The sequence below is a fragment of the Methylobacterium sp. 2A genome (assembly GCF_009806555.1).
Lineage (GTDB): Bacteria > Pseudomonadota > Alphaproteobacteria > Rhizobiales > Beijerinckiaceae > Methylobacterium.
In genome coordinates this window covers 1-16,725 of sequence record NZ_VUOK01000027.1, presented here as the reverse complement: position 1 = coordinate 16,725, position 16,725 = coordinate 1, and the positions used below count along the sequence as shown (strand labels likewise).

19 protein-coding genes are annotated in these 16,725 nt (G+C 71.1%); 17 read left to right on the top strand and 2 right to left on the bottom strand.

Annotated features, from left to right (window positions below; genetic code table 11):
• The first annotated feature begins 39 nt into the window (after positions 1-39).
• The 8 genes from FVE89_RS14435 (at position 40) to phnE (FVE89_RS14400) (ending at position 7,396) form a co-directional block, all read left to right on the top strand.
• On the top strand, positions 40-549 hold the full coding sequence (locus FVE89_RS14435) for an OsmC family protein (protein WP_160534632.1): 510 nt from the start codon (positions 40-42) through the stop codon (positions 547-549).
• 602 nt (positions 550-1,151) lie between these two features.
• Entirely contained in the window at positions 1,152-2,300 is a 1,149-nt protein-coding gene (locus tag FVE89_RS14430) for a ceramide glucosyltransferase (protein WP_160534631.1), read from the top strand.
• A 31-nt stretch (positions 2,301-2,331) separates the two neighbouring features.
• Positions 2,332-3,018 carry a DUF1045 domain-containing protein gene (locus FVE89_RS14425; RefSeq protein ID WP_160534630.1) on the top strand — a complete coding sequence of 229 codons (687 nt, stop codon included), beginning with the start codon at positions 2,332-2,334 and terminating at the stop codon, positions 3,016-3,018.
• The gene (locus tag FVE89_RS14420; RefSeq protein ID WP_160534629.1) at positions 3,011-3,646 is read left to right on the top strand and encodes a chloramphenicol acetyltransferase; all 636 of its coding nucleotides are present in this window, start codon (positions 3,011-3,013) and stop codon (positions 3,644-3,646) included. Before FVE89_RS14425 ends, FVE89_RS14420 begins: the two co-directional genes overlap by 8 nt.
• A 111-nt stretch (positions 3,647-3,757) precedes the next feature.
• A complete protein-coding gene (phnC, locus tag FVE89_RS14415; protein ID WP_160534628.1) occupies positions 3,758-4,606 on the top strand; it encodes a phosphonate ABC transporter ATP-binding protein in 849 nt (282 codons plus the stop codon).
• A gap of 96 nt (positions 4,607-4,702) precedes the next feature.
• A complete protein-coding gene (gene phnD, locus FVE89_RS14410) occupies positions 4,703-5,632 on the top strand; it encodes a phosphonate ABC transporter substrate-binding protein (RefSeq protein ID WP_160534627.1) in 930 nt (309 codons plus the stop codon).
• Between the two features lie 16 nt (positions 5,633-5,648).
• A complete protein-coding gene (gene phnE, locus FVE89_RS14405; RefSeq protein ID WP_160534626.1) occupies positions 5,649-6,530 on the top strand; it encodes a phosphonate ABC transporter, permease protein PhnE in 882 nt (293 codons plus the stop codon).
• Positions 6,527-7,396 carry a phosphonate ABC transporter, permease protein PhnE gene (gene phnE / locus FVE89_RS14400; protein WP_160534625.1) on the top strand — a complete coding sequence of 290 codons (870 nt, stop codon included), beginning with the start codon at positions 6,527-6,529 and terminating at the stop codon, positions 7,394-7,396. Before phnE (FVE89_RS14405) ends, phnE (FVE89_RS14400) begins: the two co-directional genes overlap by 4 nt.
• 164 nt (positions 7,397-7,560) lie before the next feature.
• Here phnE (FVE89_RS14400) and phnF read toward each other — a convergent pair whose 3' ends face one another.
• Positions 7,561-8,304, bottom strand: coding sequence for a phosphonate metabolism transcriptional regulator PhnF (gene phnF, locus FVE89_RS14395; protein ID WP_160534624.1), 744 nt, complete (start codon positions 8,302-8,304; stop codon positions 7,561-7,563).
• Positions 8,305-8,383: 79 nt separating this feature from the next.
• Here phnF and phnG point away from each other — a divergent pair, with 79 nt between their 5' ends.
• From phnG to phnN, 9 genes are read left to right on the top strand one after another with little or no spacing between them, the layout of a single operon-like run.
• Positions 8,384-8,854: a phosphonate C-P lyase system protein PhnG gene (phnG, locus tag FVE89_RS14390; protein ID WP_160534623.1), complete on the top strand. Its 471-nt coding sequence runs from the start codon at positions 8,384-8,386 to the stop codon at positions 8,852-8,854.
• Between the two features lie 2 nt (positions 8,855-8,856).
• Complete coding sequence (gene phnH / locus FVE89_RS14385; RefSeq protein ID WP_160534622.1) at positions 8,857-9,444, top strand: phosphonate C-P lyase system protein PhnH; 588 nt, start codon at positions 8,857-8,859, stop codon at positions 9,442-9,444.
• A gap of 3 nt (positions 9,445-9,447) precedes the next feature.
• On the top strand, positions 9,448-10,554 hold the full coding sequence (locus FVE89_RS14380; RefSeq protein ID WP_160534621.1) for a carbon-phosphorus lyase complex subunit PhnI: 1,107 nt from the start codon (positions 9,448-9,450) through the stop codon (positions 10,552-10,554).
• A complete protein-coding gene (locus FVE89_RS14375) occupies positions 10,551-11,636 on the top strand; it encodes an alpha-D-ribose 1-methylphosphonate 5-phosphate C-P-lyase PhnJ (protein ID WP_281408975.1) in 1,086 nt (361 codons plus the stop codon). Before FVE89_RS14380 ends, FVE89_RS14375 begins: the two co-directional genes overlap by 4 nt.
• On the top strand, positions 11,633-12,109 hold the full coding sequence (locus tag FVE89_RS14370) for a GNAT family N-acetyltransferase (protein WP_160534620.1): 477 nt from the start codon (positions 11,633-11,635) through the stop codon (positions 12,107-12,109). Before FVE89_RS14375 ends, FVE89_RS14370 begins: the two co-directional genes overlap by 4 nt.
• Positions 12,106-12,879 carry a phosphonate C-P lyase system protein PhnK gene (gene phnK / locus FVE89_RS14365; protein ID WP_160534619.1) on the top strand — a complete coding sequence of 258 codons (774 nt, stop codon included), beginning with the start codon at positions 12,106-12,108 and terminating at the stop codon, positions 12,877-12,879. The genes FVE89_RS14370 and phnK overlap by 4 nt, the downstream gene beginning before the upstream one ends.
• Positions 12,876-13,583, top strand: a complete 708-nt coding sequence (gene phnL / locus FVE89_RS14360; RefSeq protein WP_160534618.1) for a phosphonate C-P lyase system protein PhnL — start codon at positions 12,876-12,878, stop codon at positions 13,581-13,583. Before phnK ends, phnL begins: the two co-directional genes overlap by 4 nt.
• 11 nt (positions 13,584-13,594) lie before the next feature.
• A complete protein-coding gene (locus FVE89_RS14355; protein WP_160534617.1) occupies positions 13,595-14,731 on the top strand; it encodes an alpha-D-ribose 1-methylphosphonate 5-triphosphate diphosphatase in 1,137 nt (378 codons plus the stop codon).
• On the top strand, positions 14,731-15,261 hold the full coding sequence (gene phnN, locus FVE89_RS14350) for a phosphonate metabolism protein/1,5-bisphosphokinase (PRPP-forming) PhnN (RefSeq protein WP_160534616.1): 531 nt from the start codon (positions 14,731-14,733) through the stop codon (positions 15,259-15,261). Before FVE89_RS14355 ends, phnN begins: the two co-directional genes overlap by 1 nt.
• 215 nt (positions 15,262-15,476) lie before the next feature.
• Here phnN and FVE89_RS14345 read toward each other — a convergent pair whose 3' ends face one another.
• The gene (locus FVE89_RS14345) at positions 15,477-16,340 is read right to left on the bottom strand and encodes a porin family protein (protein ID WP_160534615.1); all 864 of its coding nucleotides are present in this window, start codon (positions 16,338-16,340) and stop codon (positions 15,477-15,479) included.
• Positions 16,341-16,725: the final 385 nt, after the last annotated feature.

The window sequence follows — 16,725 nt, the reverse complement described above, 5'->3', positions numbered from 1 at the left end:
TTGTGAACGACAATCCGTGTTGAAGCGCCGGGGTCATCGATGGCCGACAAGCAGCACAGCTACGCCGTCACGGTGACCTGGACGGGCAACACCGGCACGGGAACCAGCAGCTATCGCGGCTATGACCGCGCCCACACCGTGTCGGCACCGGGCAAGCCGCCGATCGCGGGCTCGTCCGACCCGGCATTCCGGGGCGATCCCGCGTGCTGGAACCCCGAGGAGCTGCTGGTGGCCTCGCTCGCGGCCTGTCACAAGCTCTGGTATCTCGGCCTGTGCGCGCAGGCCGGCATCGTGGTCACAGCCTATGAGGACGCCGCCGAGGGCCGCATGACCGAGGAGCCGGGTGGCGCCGGCCAGTTCACCGCCGTCACCCTGCGGCCCCGGGTGACGATCGCGGCCGGGTCGGACGTGGCGCGGGCCATGGCGCTTCACCACGAGGCCCACGCCTTCTGCTTCATCGCGCGGTCGGTGAATTTTTCGGTCACCGCCGAGCCAACGATTTTTCGGGAGGAGCCGGGCGCTGCCTGGACACGCGCGGAGTTGCGCTGACGATAGCCAGCGCGATCATGGGTTTCCTCGATCGATCGGGTTCCCAAAGGTCTGCGCCCTTTGGCGGGGTGTCGGGGCGGAGCCCCGACTTCATCGCGCAGGGCTCTGCCCTGCACCCGCGAAAGGTCGCAGATCCAGCCCTTTTAAGGTGTTTGGGCTAGCTGCGAAAATCGCAAGTCGTGGCTCTAACATCCTGAAAGAGCACCGCCTTTTCCCCTCCCCCTTGTGGGGAGGGGCCAGGGGTGGGGGTGGTGCAGGATGAGGCGCAGCGGTGCCGTCTGCACCACCCCCACCTCCAACTCCTCCCCACAAGGGGGAGGAGAGTGCGCTTGGCCCCTGTCTCGTTGCTTCCGCAAACACCTTAAAAGGGCTGGGTCGAGACCTTTCGCGGATCCAGGGCAGAGCCCTGGTCAGAATCTCAGGGCTCCGCCCTGAGAGCCCGCCAAAGGGCTGACGCCCTTTGGAAACCCAGGATCCCGGGGCGCACAGGCTTCGGGGCGCCGCGGGCCGACGATTTCCGGCCTCACCCCGCGAGTGTCACACGACTGACGCGGTCCGGCCGCTAGCGACCGGGCCGCTCAGGACGCCGAACGGGGATCCGCATGATTGACGCCACGGTGACGGCCCTCTCCCTCGGCGTGCTCCTGTCCCTGGTCCAGATCGGCAGCATCGCCATCGCGGCCCGGCGCCTCGGCAAGATCCACGGGCCGTCGCGGTTTCCGGCCGGGGCGCCCGTCTCCCTGGTCCGCCCGCTCCACGGCCTGGAAGCCTACAGCGAGGAGATGCTCACCCGGAGCTTCCGCCTCGACTATCCCGCCTACGAGCTGATCTTCTGCGTGGCCGATGCGGCCGATCCGATCGTGCCGCTGGTCGAGCGCCTGATCGCCGCCCATCCCCAGGTTCCGGCCCGGCTGATCCTCGGCGACGAGCGCATCAGCGATAATCCGAAGCTGAACAACTGCCTGCGCGGATGGCGTGCCGCTGCCCATGAATGGGTGGTGCTGGCCGACTCCAACGTGGCCATGCCGCCGGACTATCTCCAGCGCCTCCAGGCGGCGTGGCGGGAGGAGACCGGCCTCGTCTGTTCGACCCCCGCCGGTGCCCGCCCGGGCAGCTTCATGGCCGAGGTGGAATGCGCCTTCCTCAACACCCTGCAGGCGCGCTGGCAATACGCCGCCGAGGCGTTCGGCCTGGGTTTCGCGCAGGGCAAGAGCATGCTCTGGCACAAGCCGTTCCTGGAGGCGCAGGGCGGGCTCCAGGCGCTCGCCGCCGAGATCGCCGAGGACGCGGCCGCCACCAAGCTGGTCCGGGCCGCCGGCAAGCGCGTCCACCTCGTGGCGAGCCCGTTCGAGCAGCCGCTGGGGCCGCGCGGCTTCCGGGAGGTCTGGGCGCGGCAGCTGCGCTGGGCCCGGCTGCGGCGGGTGACCTTCCCGCTGTTCTTCGCCCCCGAGATCGGCAGCGGCGTCCTGCTGCCGGCGGTGCTGGTGGCGCTCTGGGCCGGGAGCCTCCTCGGCCTCGTCGGCGCTGCTTGCCTCGCGACCCTGTGTTATGCCGCCGAGGTCTGGCTCGCGATTCGCGCGGGCTGGCAGCGCTCGCCCCGCATGCTGGCGGCCTTCCTGGTGCGGGATGCGCTGATCCCGGCGATCTGGCTGGGCGCCTGGGTGCAGAGCGCCATCGTGTGGCGCGGCAACGCCATGGATGTCCGCCCGCGCCGGACCGCCGTCGACCGGACCTACGCGCCGACGGCCTGATCGCGGGCGCCGGTGCCCCGGAGGTGAAGACGTGACGCGCCGCTACGCCCTGTACTGGTTGCCCGCCCCGGGCTCCCGCCTGGAGGCCTTCGGCCGGAGCGTGCTCGGGTACGACCCTGTCTCCGGGGGTGCGATCGCACATCCGGAGGGGCTGGGCGACCTCGCCGCCATCAACACGGGCGCCCGGGTCTACGGTTTCCACGCGACGCTCAAAGCGCCGCTGCGCCTCGCGCCGGGCGCCACGGAGGCCGATCTCGTCGTCGCCGCCCGCGGTCTCGCGGCCGCGCACCCGCCGGTGGTGGTCGGGCCGCTGCGGATCGCGGCGCTCGGGCGGTTCCTCGCCCTTGTGCCGGAAGTGCCGCCGCCGGAACTAAGCCTGCTCGCGGCCGAATGCGTCGCGGCCCTCGATGCCCTGCGGGCGCCGCTCACCGAGGCCGAGCGCGCCAAGCGCCGCCCCGAGCGCCTGGATCCGCGCGGCCGCGCCCTGCTCGAGCGCTGGGGCTATCCGCACGTCTTCGAGGCCTTCCGGTTTCACATGACCCTGACCGATGCGCTCCCGGAGCCCGATCGCGACAGCTGGCACCGCCGCCTCGCCGAGGCCTACGCCGCCTCGGGCCCGGAGCCCGTGACGATCGATGCGATCTGCCTCCTGACCCAGGATGCGGGCGGGCCGTTCCGGCTGCTGGCGCGCCTGCCCTTCGGTGAGCCCCATGGCTGAGATTCCCAAGGTCTCCCCGCGCCTCGGCCTCGAACCCGCGATCGATCCCAGCGCCCGGGTCGAAGCCTGCCGCCTCGGCCGCTACACCGAGATCGGCGCCCGCACCCGCCTGACCGAGACGGTGCTGGACGACTATTCCTACATCGGCCAGGACGGCGAGGTGATCTACACGACGATCGGCAAGTTCTGCTCGATCGCCGCGAGCGTGCGGATCAACCCCGGCAATCACCCGATGGAGCGCGCCTCCCAGGCCCACTTCACCTACCGGGCGCACGCCTACTGGCCCGAGGAGGCGGACGAGCCGGCCTTCTTCGACCGGCGCCGGGCGAGCCCGGTCACGATCGGCCACGATGTCTGGATCGGCCACGGCGTGGTGGTCCTGCCCGGCCGGACTGTCGGCACCGGCGCGGTGGTCGGGGCCGGCGCGATCGTCACCCGCGATGTCGAACCCTACACGATCGTCGTCGGCAATCCCGCCCGGCCTGTCCGGCGCCGCTTTCCCGAGGCGGTCGCCGCGCGGCTGGAGCGCCTCGCGTGGTGGGACTGGGATCATGAGCGCCTGCGCCGGGCCCTGCCGGACTTCCGCGCGCTCGCCATCGAAGCATTCCTCGAAAAATTCGAATCCTGAGGTTGCCATCGACAGAATAAGCTGCGCCGGCAAACAACATTGGATCGTATTCGTCATCCAATCGTCGTGGAACGGGCGTTTACGTGCCGTCCTTCCGCAGCGGATGGATTCATGCTCGTCATCGAGGATCTCACGCGCCAGTACGGCGACCGGCGTGCCGTGGATGGTGTCTGCCTCGCGATCGAGCCCGGCAGCTTCGTCGGCGTGATCGGACGGTCCGGCGCCGGCAAGTCGACGCTCCTGCGGCTCATCAACCGGCTGGCGGATCCGAGTTCGGGCCGCATCCTGCACGATGGGCGGGACGTCACGGCCCTGCGGGGCCGCGCCCTGCGCGAATGGCGCACCCGCTGCGCCATGATCTTCCAGCAGTTCAACCTCGTCGGCCGCCTCGACGTGATGACCAACGTGCTGATGGGGCGCTTGAGCCACGTGCCGAGCCACCGGGCCCTGCTGCGCCTGTGGTCCGACGAGGACCGGGCGATGGCGCTCGCCGCCCTGGAGAGCTTCGACATGGGCGAGTTCGCCGGTCAGCGGGCCGACGGCCTGTCGGGCGGCCAGCAGCAGCGGGTGGCGATCGCCCGCGCCCTGGTGCAGGAGCCCGAGATCCTGCTGGCCGACGAGCCGGTGGCCTCCCTGGACCCGCGCAACACGCGCCTCGTGATGGATGCGCTCGCCGAGGTGAACCGGCGCTACGGCATCACGGTGCTGTGCAACCTGCATTCCCTCGACCTCGCCCGCGCCTATTGCGACCGCCTCGTCGGCCTCGCGGCCGGTCGCGTGGTGTTCGAGGGCGGCCCGTTCGACCTCACCGAGGACGTCGCCCGCCGGCTCTACGGGCTGGAGGCGGGCGAGGTGCTGGACGATTCGGCCCAGCGCGAGGCCGAGCAGCGGGCGGCGCTGCCGGGCTGGCCCGGCTCCGTGCCGGCACGTCCGGTCCGCGAGGCCGTGCTCGGCGCCTGAATCGGGCTCCGGCCCCAACACGAACAACGGATCGGGGAAGCGCCCGGCCGACCCGCAGGGCGGCCGAAGCCTGCACGAACGCCGAAGGACCGCACGATGATCACCCGACGCACCCTCGCCGCCGCCGCGGCGGCCCTCGCCCTGCTCGGCCTGCCGGCCGCCGCCCAGGACTGGAAGGCCAAGTATCCCGAGCTGACGCTGGCGGTCATCCCGGTGGAGAACGCCAGCGGCACCGTCGAGCGCTACACGCCGCTGGCGAATTACCTGGGCCACGCGCTCGGCGTACCGGTGAAGCTGCGGGTGGCGAGCGACTACGCCGCGGTGATCGAGGGCCAGCGCGCCGGCAATATCCAGATCGGGTATTACGGCGCCGCCTCGCTCTCCCGCGCCGTCATGACCGGCGTGAAGATCGAGCCGGTGGCGAGCCCGAAGCACGAGACCGGCATCTCGGGCTACTATTCCGTGGTCTACGTGCTGGCGTCCAGCCCGTACAAGACGGTCGCGGATCTCAAGGACAAGAACCTCGCCCTGGTCGATCCGAACTCCACCTCGGGCAATCAGGCGCCGCGCTTCTTCCTGCGGCGGGCCGGCTACGATGTCGACAAGTTCTTCGGCAAGGTCTTCTACGCCGGGAGCCACGAGAACGCCGTGCTGGCCCTGACCCAGGGCACCGCCAACGCGGCGGCGAACTTCTGGAATTCCGAGGCCGACAACAATCTCGCGCGCATGCTGACCAAGGGCATCGTCAAGGATGCCCAGGGCCGCCCGATGACGAAGGACGACTTCCGGATCGTGTTCAAGTCCGATCTCCTGCCGGGGGATGCCTACGCCGTGCTGACCAGCCTTCCGGACGATCTGAAGGCCAGGATCCGCGACGCGCTCCTCGCCCTGCCGACCGCCGACAAGGCGGCCTTCGACCGGCTGTCGGACGGCAAGGATCTCGGCATCATCCCGGCGACGATCCAGGACTACCAGCCGGTCATCGACATGCTGCGGTTCAACGACGAGCAGCGCAAGAAGTCCTGATCCGGACGCATCGGCCTTGCATAGCCTGACCAAGCTGCCGCCGGAGCGGGAAGCCGCCCTCTCCGGCCTCTACGCGGCGGCGACCGCTTCCGCGCGCCGCCGCACCCTGGCGGGCCTCGCCGTCGTGGCGGCCCTGGCGCTCCTCGCCGGGCTGGCCGCCGAGGTGCGGCCGCTGACCTTCGCCGAGAACATCGGCAAGTTCACCGCCTATCTCGGGCAGATCCTGCCGCCGGTCGGCTTCGAACATCCGATCGCGGACGTGCGCGCCTGGTACTGGGGCCTGCCCGGCTGGCTGGCGCTGCTGAGCGAGACCGTGCTGATGGCCTATCTCGGCACGTTGCTCGGCGGGATCGCGGGCTTCGCCCTCAGCTTCGCCGCCTCCGCCAACCTCGTGCGGTCGCGCCTGCTGCGCCTCCTGACCAAGCGCGGCCTGGAAGTGTGCCGCACCGTTCCGGACATCGTGTTCGCGCTGATCTTCGTGATCGCCTTCGGCCTCGGCCCGATGGTCGGGGTGCTGGCCATCGCGATCCACACCACGGGGGCGCTGGGCAAGCTGTTTTCCGAGGTGGTCGAGAACATCGACATGCGCCCGGTCGAGGGCCTGTCGGCCTCGGGCGCCACCTGGATCCAGACCGTGCGCTTCGCGGTGCTGCCGCAGGTGCTGTCGAACTTCGCCTCCTACGGGCTGCTGCGATTCGAGATCAACGTGCGCGGGGCGGCCGTTCTGGGCTTCGTCGGCGCGGGCGGCATCGGCCAGGAGTTCCTGGGCGCGATCCGCAACTTCTACTACGCGGATGTCAGCGCGATCCTCGGGCTGATCATCCTGACGGTGTTCTGCATCGACCTCGCCACCGAGCAGGTCCGCAACCGGTTGATCGGCCCGGAGAGCGCCCGATGAGCGCGGCCCGTACCGGAGCCCTGCGGGCGGAGGCGCGGGACAATCTCGCGCGCCTGCGCGGCCGCTACCCGGCGCAGTTCCGCGCGGATCGGGCCGCACGGGCGCGGTTCGTCCTGGCGCTCGGTGCCGTAACCGGTCTCGCCGCCCTTGCATGCTGGCGCCTCGACGTTTCCGCGACGCGCATCCTCAACGGGCTCGGGCGGCTCGGCTCCTTCGCGATGCTGATGCTGCCGCCTTCGCCGGAGGGCCAGTTCTGGACCTTCCTGCACGCCCTCGGCGAGACGCTGGGCATCGCGTTCCTCGGCACGCTGGCGGCGGCGATCCTGGCCTTCCCGGTGGCGTTCCTGGCGGCGCGCAACGTCGTGTCCAACCCGTTCGCGCATTTCGCCGTCCGCCGCGGCCTCGACGTGATGCGCTCGGTCGACGTGCTGATCTGGGCGCTGATCTGGATCAACGTGGTGGGCCTCGGCCCCTTCGCGGGGGCGCTCGCCATCGCGTGCTCGGATTTCGGAGCGCTCGGCAAGCTGTTCTCGGAGGCGATCGAGACCTGCGACCGGCGGCCCGGCGAGGGCGTCGTCGCCTCGGGGGGCTCCAGCCTGCACCGGATCCGCTTCGGCCTGATCCCGGGGGTGCTGCCGGTGCTGGCGAGCCAGGTGCTGTACTTCTTCGAATCGAACACCCGCTCGGCCACGATCATCGGCATCGTCGGCGCGGGCGGCATCGGCCAGTACCTGACGGAGCTGATCCGCGTGCTGGAACTGAAGCAGGTCGCCTTCCTGGTGCTGATGATCCTCGTCACCGTGGCGGCGATCGACTGGGTCTCGACCCGGCTGCGCCGGACGCTGATCGGGCCGGCGGCCCGCTGAGCCGGTCATGGTTTCCAAAGGACGAGTCCTTTGGCGGGTGCAGGGCAGAGCCCTGCTGTACGGCTCCATCACCTCCTTCAAGGGGGTGATGGAGCCGTTCGTCGGGGTTTTACCCCGACACCCCACCAAAGGGACGCGTCCCTTTGGGAACCCGTCATCCAGCTTCAGCTGCCGATCACCAGTTCCACCCGGTCGGCGGCGAACAGGGTGCGGTTCGCCTGGATCGGCACGCCTGCGGGGTCGATATTGACGCTCGACACAACCAGAACCACGCGGCCGGGCGCGATGTCGAGGCGCCCCGCCTCCTGGGCGTCGGCCGGGCGGGCGCGGATACGCGTCGAGAGCCGGGTGTAATCGTGGACGCCGCAGGCCGCGAGCGCCCGGGTGATCGAGCCGCGCGCGGCATAGGCCTCGGCGAAGCCGGCAAAGCGCGGCAGCGGCAGCCAGGTCAGCGCAGTGGAGAGCGGCGCGTCGTCCGCCCGGTGGACGGTCAGCAGTTCCAGCACCGGCGCGCCGGGGGCGATGGCCAGTGCCGCCGCCGGCTCGGGCGCGGCCGCGACGGTGGCCGACGCGATGAGATCGCCCCAGGCCTCCCGCCCGGCCCCGGCGACGATCTCCGAGAATCGGGTGCGCGGCCCGATCGGGTAGGCGAGGGGCGCCTCCTCCACGAAGGTGCCGCGGCCCTGGCTCGCGCGCACGAGGCCGCCCTCGGCGAGCGCCGCGAGCGCCCGGCGCACCGTGTGCCGGTTCACCGCGAAGCGCGCCGCGAGCGCCGCCTCGGTCGGCAATTGCTGGCCGGGCGCGTACCGCCCCGCCGCGATGTCGGCCGTCAGCGTGTCGGCGATCTGCCGCCACGCCGTCAGCCCTTCGCCCCGGACGAGGCCGGGCGCCTGTGCCTCTGCATCCATCCTGTCATCCAAACTTCATTTGTCCGGCGGGCGCCAGTTGTCTATGGATCTATACAACGACGCGACGGAGGGATTCGCGATGACCCCGAACCCGGTAGGACCTGAGCCCGGTCCCGGAATCGCGGCCCGGCAGGCCGTGATGGCGCTCTGTGCCGATGCGAGCCGGAGCGAACTCGAAGCCGCCCTGGCGCGCCTCGATGTCCCGGCCGCCGAAGACCTGCGCCCGCCGGAGACCGGCCTCGTGATGGCCACCGGCCGGATCGGCGGCGACGGGCGCCCGTTCAATCTCGGCGAGGTCAGCGTCACCCGGGCGGCGATCCGTCTGGCGGACGGGTCCACCGGCTTCGCCTACCACCTCGGCCGCGACCGACCGAAGGCGCGCCTCGCCGCGATCCTCGACGCGCTCTGGCAGGACCCGGCGCAGCGCGCCCGCGTCGATGCGGCCCTGGCGGAGGCGGCCGCCCGGGCTGAGGCCGAGCGTCAACAGGCGGCGCGGCGGACCGCCGCCACCCGCGTCGAGTTCCTGACCGTCGCCCGCGGGGAGGATTGAGCATGCTCGCACCCGGTTTCGCCGATCCCGTTCACGACGCGCAGGCGACCTTCCGCGCCGTGATGGATGCCCTCGCCCGGCCGGGACTGCCCCGGCCGCTCACCCCGGACCTGACCCCGCCCGCGCCGCTGACGCCGGAACTCGCCGCCGTCGCGCTCACCCTGACCGACGCCGACACGCCGGTCTGGCTCGATGCCGGGCTCGCGGCGTCGCCCGCGGTCGCGACCTACCTGCGCTTTCACACCGGCGCCCCCCTCACGGAGGATCCGGCCGAGGCCGCCTTCGCGCTGATCAGCGATCCGGCCCGCTGCCCGCCGCTCGGCGCCTTCGCCGCCGGTACGCCGGCCTATCCCGACACCTCCACCACCCTGGTGTTCGCCCTGGAAACGATCACCGCAGGGGAGGAGCTGAGCCTCACCGGGCCCGGCATCCGCGGCACTACGCGCGTCGCGCTGTCGCCGCTGCCGGAGGACTTCGTCGCCCAGCGCGCCGAGAACCGCGCGGGCTTTCCCCTCGGCGTCGACCTGATCCTGACCGCCCCCGGCCGCGTCGCCGGGCTGCCGCGCTCCACCGTCGTCACGGAGGCCTGACCGATGTACGTGGCCGTGAAGGGCGGCGAGGCCGCCATCGACAACGCCCACCGGCTCCTCGCGGAGGTGCGCCGGGGCGACACGTCCGTGCCGGAACTGTCCGTGGCGCAGATCCGCGAGCAGATGGCGCTGCTGGTCGATCGGGTGATGACCGAGGGCTCGCTCTACGACCCCGACCTCGCGGCGCTCGCCCTCAAGCAGGCCCGGGGCGATGTGGTCGAGGCGGTGTTCCTCGTCCGCGCCTACCGGACGACGCTCCCGCGCTTCGGCGCCTCCGTGCCGCTCGAGACCGGCGCCATGGCGGTGGCCCGCCGGGTCTCGGCGACCTTCAAGGACCTGCCGGGCGGGCAGGTGCTCGGGCCGACCTTCGACTACACCCACCGGCTGATCGATTTCGCGCTCGCCGCCGAAGCCGAGATCGAGCCCGCCGCCGAGGCCGAGCCCCGCGCCGATGCCGCGACCTGCCCGCGGGTCACCGACCTGCTCGCCCAGGACGGGCTGATCGAGGCCTCGCCGGCGGATGACGGCGCTCCGGTCGGCGACCTCACCCGGGAGCCGGTGAATTACCCCGCCGACCGGGCCCTGCGCCTCCAGGCCCTCGCCCGGGGCGACGAGGGTTTCGTGCTCGGCCTCGGCTACTCGACCCAGCGCGGCTACGGCCGCACCCACCCGTTCGTCGGCGAGATCCGGGTCGGGGAGGTCGCGTTGGAGTTCGTGCCCGAGGAGCTGGGCTTCGCGGTGCCGCTCGGCCGGGTGCGGCTCACCGAGTGTCAGATGGTCAACCAGTTCAAGGGCTCGGGCGCTGCGCCGCCCCAGTTCACCCGGGGCTACGGGCTGAGCTTCGGGCAGAGCGAGCGCAAGGCCATGGCGATGGCGCTGGTCGACCGGGCGCTCCGGGCGGAAGAACTCGGCGAGCCGGTGACGAGCCCGGCCCAGGACCAGGAATTCGTGCTCGCCCATTGCGACAGCCTCCAGGCAACCGGCTTCGTCGAGCACCTGAAGCTGCCCCATTACGTCGACTTCCAAGCCGAGCTGGAGCTGGTTCGCCGGCTACGCACCGAGTTCGAGCAGAAGTCCGACGCCGTCGAGATGCAGGAGGCCGCGGAATGAGCGCGACACACACCTTCCCCTCTCCCCGCGCGCGGGGAGAGGGCCGCGGCGACCTCGTCGTCGACGCGGCGAGCCCGCAGGGCGAGGGTGAGGGGGCTCGTCCGAATGAGACTCCTCCGTCACCGCCCCCTTACCCTCGGCTGCCGCCTCGTTTCGCCGACGACGAGGTCGGCGAAACCCTCTCCCCGCAAGCGGGGCGAGGGGATGCAGAGCGGACATTCGCGCAGCAATCCGGCTACAACTTCGCCTATCTCGACGAGGGCACGAAGCGGATGATCCGCCGGGCGATCCTCAAGGGGATCGCGGTGCCGGGCTATCAGGTGCCCTTCGCCTCCCGCGAGATGCCGATGCCCTATGGCTGGGGCACGGGCGGCGTGCAGGTCACAGCCGCGATCCTGGGGCGCTCGGACGTGCTCAAGGTCATCGACCAGGGCGCCGACGATACCACCAACGCGGTCTCGATCCGCCGTTTCTTCGCCAGGACCTCCGGGGTCGCCACCACCACCCGCACCGCGGAGGCGACGGTGATCCAGACCCGCCACCGCATCCCCGAGACCCCCCTCACCGAGGGCCAGACCCTGGTCTATCAGGTGCCGATCCCCGAGCCCCTGCGCTACCTCGAACCGCGCGAGACCGAGACGCGCCAGCTCCACGCGCTCGCCGAATACGGCGCCATGCACGTGAAGCTCTACGAGGACATCAGCCGCCACGGCCACATCGCCACCACCTACGCCTACCCGGTGGAGGTGGCGGGCCGCTACGTGATGGACCCGTCGCCGACGCCGAAATTCGACAACCCCAAGATGGACGATTGCCCCGCCCTTCAGCTCTTCGGCGCGGGGCGCGAGCGGCGGATCTACGCGGTGCCGCCCTACACGCGCGTGCGCAGCCTCGACTTCGAGGACCATCCGTTCCGGGTGCAGGAATTCACGCATCCTTGCGCGCTGTGCGGGGCCGAAGGGGTCTATCTCGACGAGGTGCTGCTCGACGATGCCGGACGGCGGATGTTCGTCTGCTCGGACACCGATCATTGCGAGGGGCGCCGCGCGGACGGCCATGTCGGCACGGGAGACGCGATATGACTGAACTCACGGTCCGCCGGGCCGAACGGCCCGACCTCCCGGCTGTCCTCGACCTCTACGCCGAGCTGAACAGCGGGTGGGTCGCGACCCTCGAACAGGCCGAGGCGCTCCTCGACCGGATCGAGACGGCCTATCCCGATTACGGGCTCTACGTCGCCGAGCTCGGCGGCGCGGTCATCGGCACCTTCTGCCTCGTGATCCTCGACAACATCGCCCATTGGGGTATGCCCTCGGCGCTGGTCGAGAGCGTCGTGGTTACGTCCCGGCATCGCGGCGGCGGTCTCGGCCGGGCGATGATGCACGAGGCGTTCCGCCTCGCCCAGGCGCGGGGCTGCTACAAGCTCGCTTTGTCATCGAATGTCGACGCCAAGCCGGCCCATGTCTTCTACGAGCGCCTCGGCTTCGAGCGCTACGGCTACAGCTTCCGCCTCGATCCGCCGTTCCTGCCCGATGCCGAAGAGGCGACCCGATGAGCAAGCCCCTGCTTCAGGTCCGCGGCCTGACCAAGCGCTACGGAGACCGCCTCGCCTGCGCCGACGTGTCGTTCGACCTCGTGCCCGGCGAGGTGCTGGCGATCGTGGGCGAATCCGGCTCCGGCAAGTCGACGCTGCTCTCGCTCATCGCCACGGAGCTGGCCCCGGATTCCGGGACGGTCTCGTACCGGATGCGGGACGGCGCGCTGCGCGACCTCGGCACCTTGAGTGAGGCCGGCCGCCGGGCGCTGATGCGCACCGAGTGGGGCTTCGTGCGCCAGGACGCGACGAAGGGCCTGCGCATGGCGGTCTCGGCCGGCGGCAATGTCGGCGAGCGGCTGATGGGGCTCGGCGAGCGCCATTACGGCCGGATCCGCGCCCAGGCCATCGACTGGCTCGGCCGGGTGGAGATCGACGCGGGCCGGGTGGACGACCCGCCGAGCCAGTTCTCGGGCGGCATGCGCCAGCGGCTTCAGATCGCCCGCAACCTCGTCACGGGCCCGCGCCTCGTGCTGATGGACGAGCCGACCTCCGGCCTCGACGTCTCGGTCCAGGCCCGGCTCCTCGACCTGATCCGGCGCCTCTCGGCCGAGCTCGGGCTCGCCGTGATCATCGTCACCCACGACCTCGCGGTGGCGCGCCTGCTCTCGCACCGGATCGCCGTGATGCGGGCGGGCCGCGTCATCGAGACCGGCCTGACCGACCGGGTGCTCGATGATCCCGAGCACGCCTACACCCAGCTCCTCGTCTCCTCGGTGCTCGCCGCATGACTGCGCTCCTCACCTTCCAGGACGTCGCCAAGAGCTTCACCCTGCACCTGCGCGGCGGGGTCGTGCTGCCGGTGGTGGGCGATGTCAGCTTCACCGTGGAGCCCGGCGAATGCGTGGTGCTGGGCGGCCCGTCCGGCGCCGGCAAATCCTCGCTCCTCAAGATGGCCTACGGCAATTACCGCTGCGATGGCGGCGCCATCCTGGTCCGCGACGGCGAGACCATCGTGGACGTGGTGCGCGCCGACCCGCGGGTGATGCTGGGCTTGCGGGCGCGGGTGATCGCCTACGTGTCGCAGTTCCTGCGGGTGATCCCGCGGGTCGCGGCCCTCGACGTGGTCGAGGCGGCCGGCCGGGAAGGCGGTCTCGATGCCGGGACGGCGCGCGCCCGTGCAAAGGATCTCCTGGCGCGGCTCAACCTGCCCGAGCGGCTCTGGGGCCTGCCGCCCGCAACCTTCTCGGGCGGAGAGCAGCAGCGGGTCAACATCGCCCGCGGCCTGATCGCCGACCGGCCGCTGCTGCTGCTGGACGAGCCGACCGCCTCCCTCGACGCGCAGAACCGCGCCGTGGTGGCCGATCTCGTGCGCGAGAAGCTGAGAGGGGGCGCCGGCGTGCTCGGCATCTTCCACGACAGCGAGATGCGCGATGCTGTGGCGACTCGGGTGGTCGACGTCACACACTTCGCGCCGCGCGCCCGGGCAGCGTGAGGACGGACACGATGGACGACTTCATCATCGAGAACGCGACCCTGGTCCTGCCCGACCGGGTGCAGCGCGGCTGGCTCGCGGTTTCCGACGGGGCGATCGCCGAGATCGGCGAGGGCCGCCCGCCGGCCCGCGGTCTCGACCTCGGCGGCGATCACCTGATTCCCGGCCTGATCGAGCTGCACACCGACCACCTGGAGAGCCATTACGCGCCGCGCCCGAAGGTCCGCTGGCACCCGCTCGGCGCGGTCCTGGCCTATGACGCGCAGATCACCGCCTCCGGCATCACCACGGTGTTCGATTCCCTGCGCGCCGGCAGCGATCCGGACGGCAGCGGCCTCGGCTCCGAGCTGGAGCAGCTCGCGGGCGCCATCGCCACGGCCCGGACCCAGGATCTGTTCCGGGCCGAGCACTTCACGCATCTGCGCTGCGAATTGCCCTCGCTGGACGTGCTCGACACGGTGGCGACCTTCGCGGCCCGCTACCCCGTCGGCCTGATCTCGCTGATGGACCACACGCCCGGCCAGCGGCAGTTCCGCGATATGGAGAAGTACTACACCTACGCTACCCGCGGCGGCCGGCCCATGGAGGAGATCCGCGCCAACACCGAGCGCAAGATCCGCGACGGACAGGCGCTCAATGCGAAGAACCGCCCGGCCCTCGTCCATTTCGCCCGCGAGATGAACATCCCGCTGGCCAGCCACGACGACACCACCCTGGCCGATGTCGAGCTCGCGGTCGGCGAGGGCGTGCGCCTGGCCGAGTTCCCCACCACCCTGGAGGCGGCCGAGGCCGCCCACGGCCAGGGCCTCACCGTGATGATGGGCGCGCCGAACCTGATCCGCGGCGGCTCGCATTCGGGCAACGTCGCCGCCCTGGCGCTGGCCGAGGCCGGCCATCTCGACATCCTGTCCTCGGACTACGTGCCGGCGAGCCTGCTGATGGCCGCCTTCCTGCTGCCCCAGCAGGCGCCCGGGATCAGCCTGCCGGAGGCGCTCGCCACCGTGACGGCGAACCCCGCCCGCGCCACCGGCCTGACCGATCGCGGCGCCCTGGCGCCGGGCCTGCGCGCCGACCTCGTCCGGGTGCAACTGGCCGAGGGCGTCCCGGTGGTCCGCGAGGTCTGGCGCACCGGCCGGCGGGTCGCCTGATGCGCGGCTGCCTCGTCCTGGTGGTCGGCCCGAGCGGGGCCGGCAAGGACACGCTGATCCGGCTGGCGCGGGAGGCGCTCGCGGACGATCCGCGCTACGTCTTCCCGCGCCGCCTCGTGACGCGTCCGCCCTCGGCGGACGAGGACAACGATGAGATCGACGAGGCCGCCTTCGCGGAGGGCTGTGCCACGGGCCGCTTCACCCTGCACTGGCGCGCCCACGGCCTCGGTTATGCCATCCCGAAAGAGGCCGGCCGTCTGGCGGAGGCGGGCCATGTGGTGGTCTGCAACGTCTCGCGCCGGGTCGTGGCGCAGGCCCGCGCCGCCGGATCGCGTGTCAGCGTCGTGGAGATCACGGCGCCCCCCGAGATCCTGATGCAGCGTCTCGCCGCTCGGGGCCGGGCCGAGGACGGCGATCTCGCCGCGCGGCTTGCGCGGGCGGTGCCGGTCGCGGCGGATCTAAGGATCCTCAACGTGGGTCCGCCCGGGACGGGCGCCGAGCGTCTGCTGTCGCATCTGCGCGCCTGCTGAGCCGGCCGCCTGTCGGTTCAGCAATCCTGGCTTGGCAAAATCGACCCGGGCTCTGCCCTGAACCCGCGCAAGGCCGGGACCTTCCGAAACCGCGGCTCGATCCGTCCGTGCGGCGCGGTCCGCCTTGCTGCCCCGCCACGAAAAAGGGCGCGCCCCCGATCGGGTGCGCGCCCATTCCTCGCCCGGGACAAGCGTCCCGGCACAGGCTGCGAAGACTAGAAGCCGCCGAACTTGTAATTGAAGCCGGCGCGAACGATGCTGCCTTCCGTGCGGAAGCGCGAGATATACGCCCCGTTGCCGACACCCGGGACGGCGCCGACCAGCACGCTCTGGCTGCCAAGATCGTAGTGCAGGTACTCGGCCTTCACCGTGATGGCGTCGTACTTGATGCCGAGGTAGCGGCCGATCGCGAAGGTGTTCAGGAAGCTGTCGGTGGGCAGCGCGAACTCGATGCCGCCGCCATAGGCGAAGCCGGTCTTGAAGTCGTCGTAGCGGCCGGCGAATTGCAGGCGGCCGCCGGGGGTGAAGAAGTTGGCGTCGTGGAACACGTTGCCGTAGGCGAGGCCGCCCATCCCGTAGACGAGGACGCGGTCGAACGCGTAGCCGACGCGACCCGTGAGGGTGCCGAGCCAGTCGAGGCTCTGACGGAACTGGCTGACGTTCGCCGGGCCGCCCGCGACGTTGCCCGTGCCCAGCACGACCCGGCTCTTGGTGATGTCGGTCCAGTCGATGCTGTTGGCGATGCCGACCACGATGCCGGAGCCCGGCGTGAACTGGTAGTTGTAGCCTGCGGTGCCGCCGATGTTGGCGAAGCCGTCCTGCGAGGTCGAGGCCAGGATCGGGCGGCGGCCGAGCGCCACGTTGGCGGCGTTGCCCGGCAGGACGCCGACGGTGGTGATGCGCTCGCGATCCGTGAAGGTGTAGGCCGACTCGAGGCCGCCGTAGAAACCCGTCCAGGTGAAGACCGGCACCGGCGTGAAGACCGGCGGCGGGGCTGCGCGGCGCGGCAGGTCGGCGGCCGAGGCAGCGGCCGAGACCAGGGCGGTCGCGGCCGTCGCGAGGAGGAGCTTCTTCATCATGATGGCGGGATCCAAGCTTGTGCGTTGTTGAGCTCAGTTAAGCTCGGCGGCACAGATCCCGCTATGCCTCCGCTGCCACAGTGTGGCGCGAAAGCGTCCGGTGGATTTCTAGAGATTGATAATTCTAGGTTCAAGACGCGGCGCCGCGGCTTGACAGGTGCGGTGCCGTGGGGCGTCGCCGCGCGCCGGAGCTTGATCCGGGACGGCTGACCCTCTAAGCGGACCGCGTTTTGCGCCCCTGTCCGAGTTCGGGGCGGCCGATCAGGATCCGGGGTCCCCGCGTGGTCCCCGCCGCAGGAATGGGAATCATGGGCAAGGAAAAGTTCTCCCGCACCAAGCCGCACTGCAACATCGGGACGATCGGCCACGTCGATCACGGCAAGAC

What these genes read in the sequence shown, in the direction of transcription:
- FVE89_RS14435 (WP_160534632.1), top strand. Translation starts at nt 40, where the DNA reads ATGGCCGACAAGCAGCACAGCTACGCCGTCACGGTGACCTGGACGGGC.
- FVE89_RS14430 (WP_160534631.1), top strand. Translation starts at nt 1,152, where the DNA reads ATGATTGACGCCACGGTGACGGCCCTCTCCCTCGGCGTGCTCCTGTCC.
- FVE89_RS14420 (WP_160534629.1), top strand. Translation starts at nt 3,011, where the DNA reads ATGGCTGAGATTCCCAAGGTCTCCCCGCGCCTCGGCCTCGAACCCGCG.
- phnC (WP_160534628.1), top strand. Translation starts at nt 3,758, where the DNA reads ATGCTCGTCATCGAGGATCTCACGCGCCAGTACGGCGACCGGCGTGCC.
- phnD (WP_160534627.1), top strand. Translation starts at nt 4,703, where the DNA reads ATGATCACCCGACGCACCCTCGCCGCCGCCGCGGCGGCCCTCGCCCTG.
- phnE (WP_160534625.1), top strand. Translation starts at nt 6,527, where the DNA reads ATGAGCGCGGCCCGTACCGGAGCCCTGCGGGCGGAGGCGCGGGACAAT.
- phnF (WP_160534624.1), bottom strand. Translation starts at nt 8,304, where the DNA reads ATGGATGCAGAGGCACAGGCGCCCGGCCTCGTCCGGGGCGAAGGGCTG.
- phnG (WP_160534623.1), top strand. Translation starts at nt 8,384, where the DNA reads ATGACCCCGAACCCGGTAGGACCTGAGCCCGGTCCCGGAATCGCGGCC.
- phnH (WP_160534622.1), top strand. Translation starts at nt 8,857, where the DNA reads ATGCTCGCACCCGGTTTCGCCGATCCCGTTCACGACGCGCAGGCGACC.
- FVE89_RS14380 (WP_160534621.1), top strand. Translation starts at nt 9,448, where the DNA reads ATGTACGTGGCCGTGAAGGGCGGCGAGGCCGCCATCGACAACGCCCAC.
- FVE89_RS14375 (WP_281408975.1), top strand. Translation starts at nt 10,551, where the DNA reads ATGAGCGCGACACACACCTTCCCCTCTCCCCGCGCGCGGGGAGAGGGC.
- FVE89_RS14370 (WP_160534620.1), top strand. Translation starts at nt 11,633, where the DNA reads ATGACTGAACTCACGGTCCGCCGGGCCGAACGGCCCGACCTCCCGGCT.
- phnK (WP_160534619.1), top strand. Translation starts at nt 12,106, where the DNA reads ATGAGCAAGCCCCTGCTTCAGGTCCGCGGCCTGACCAAGCGCTACGGA.
- phnL (WP_160534618.1), top strand. Translation starts at nt 12,876, where the DNA reads ATGACTGCGCTCCTCACCTTCCAGGACGTCGCCAAGAGCTTCACCCTG.
- FVE89_RS14355 (WP_160534617.1), top strand. Translation starts at nt 13,595, where the DNA reads ATGGACGACTTCATCATCGAGAACGCGACCCTGGTCCTGCCCGACCGG.
- phnN (WP_160534616.1), top strand. Translation starts at nt 14,731, where the DNA reads ATGCGCGGCTGCCTCGTCCTGGTGGTCGGCCCGAGCGGGGCCGGCAAG.
- FVE89_RS14345 (WP_160534615.1), bottom strand. Translation starts at nt 16,340, where the DNA reads ATGATGAAGAAGCTCCTCCTCGCGACGGCCGCGACCGCCCTGGTCTCG.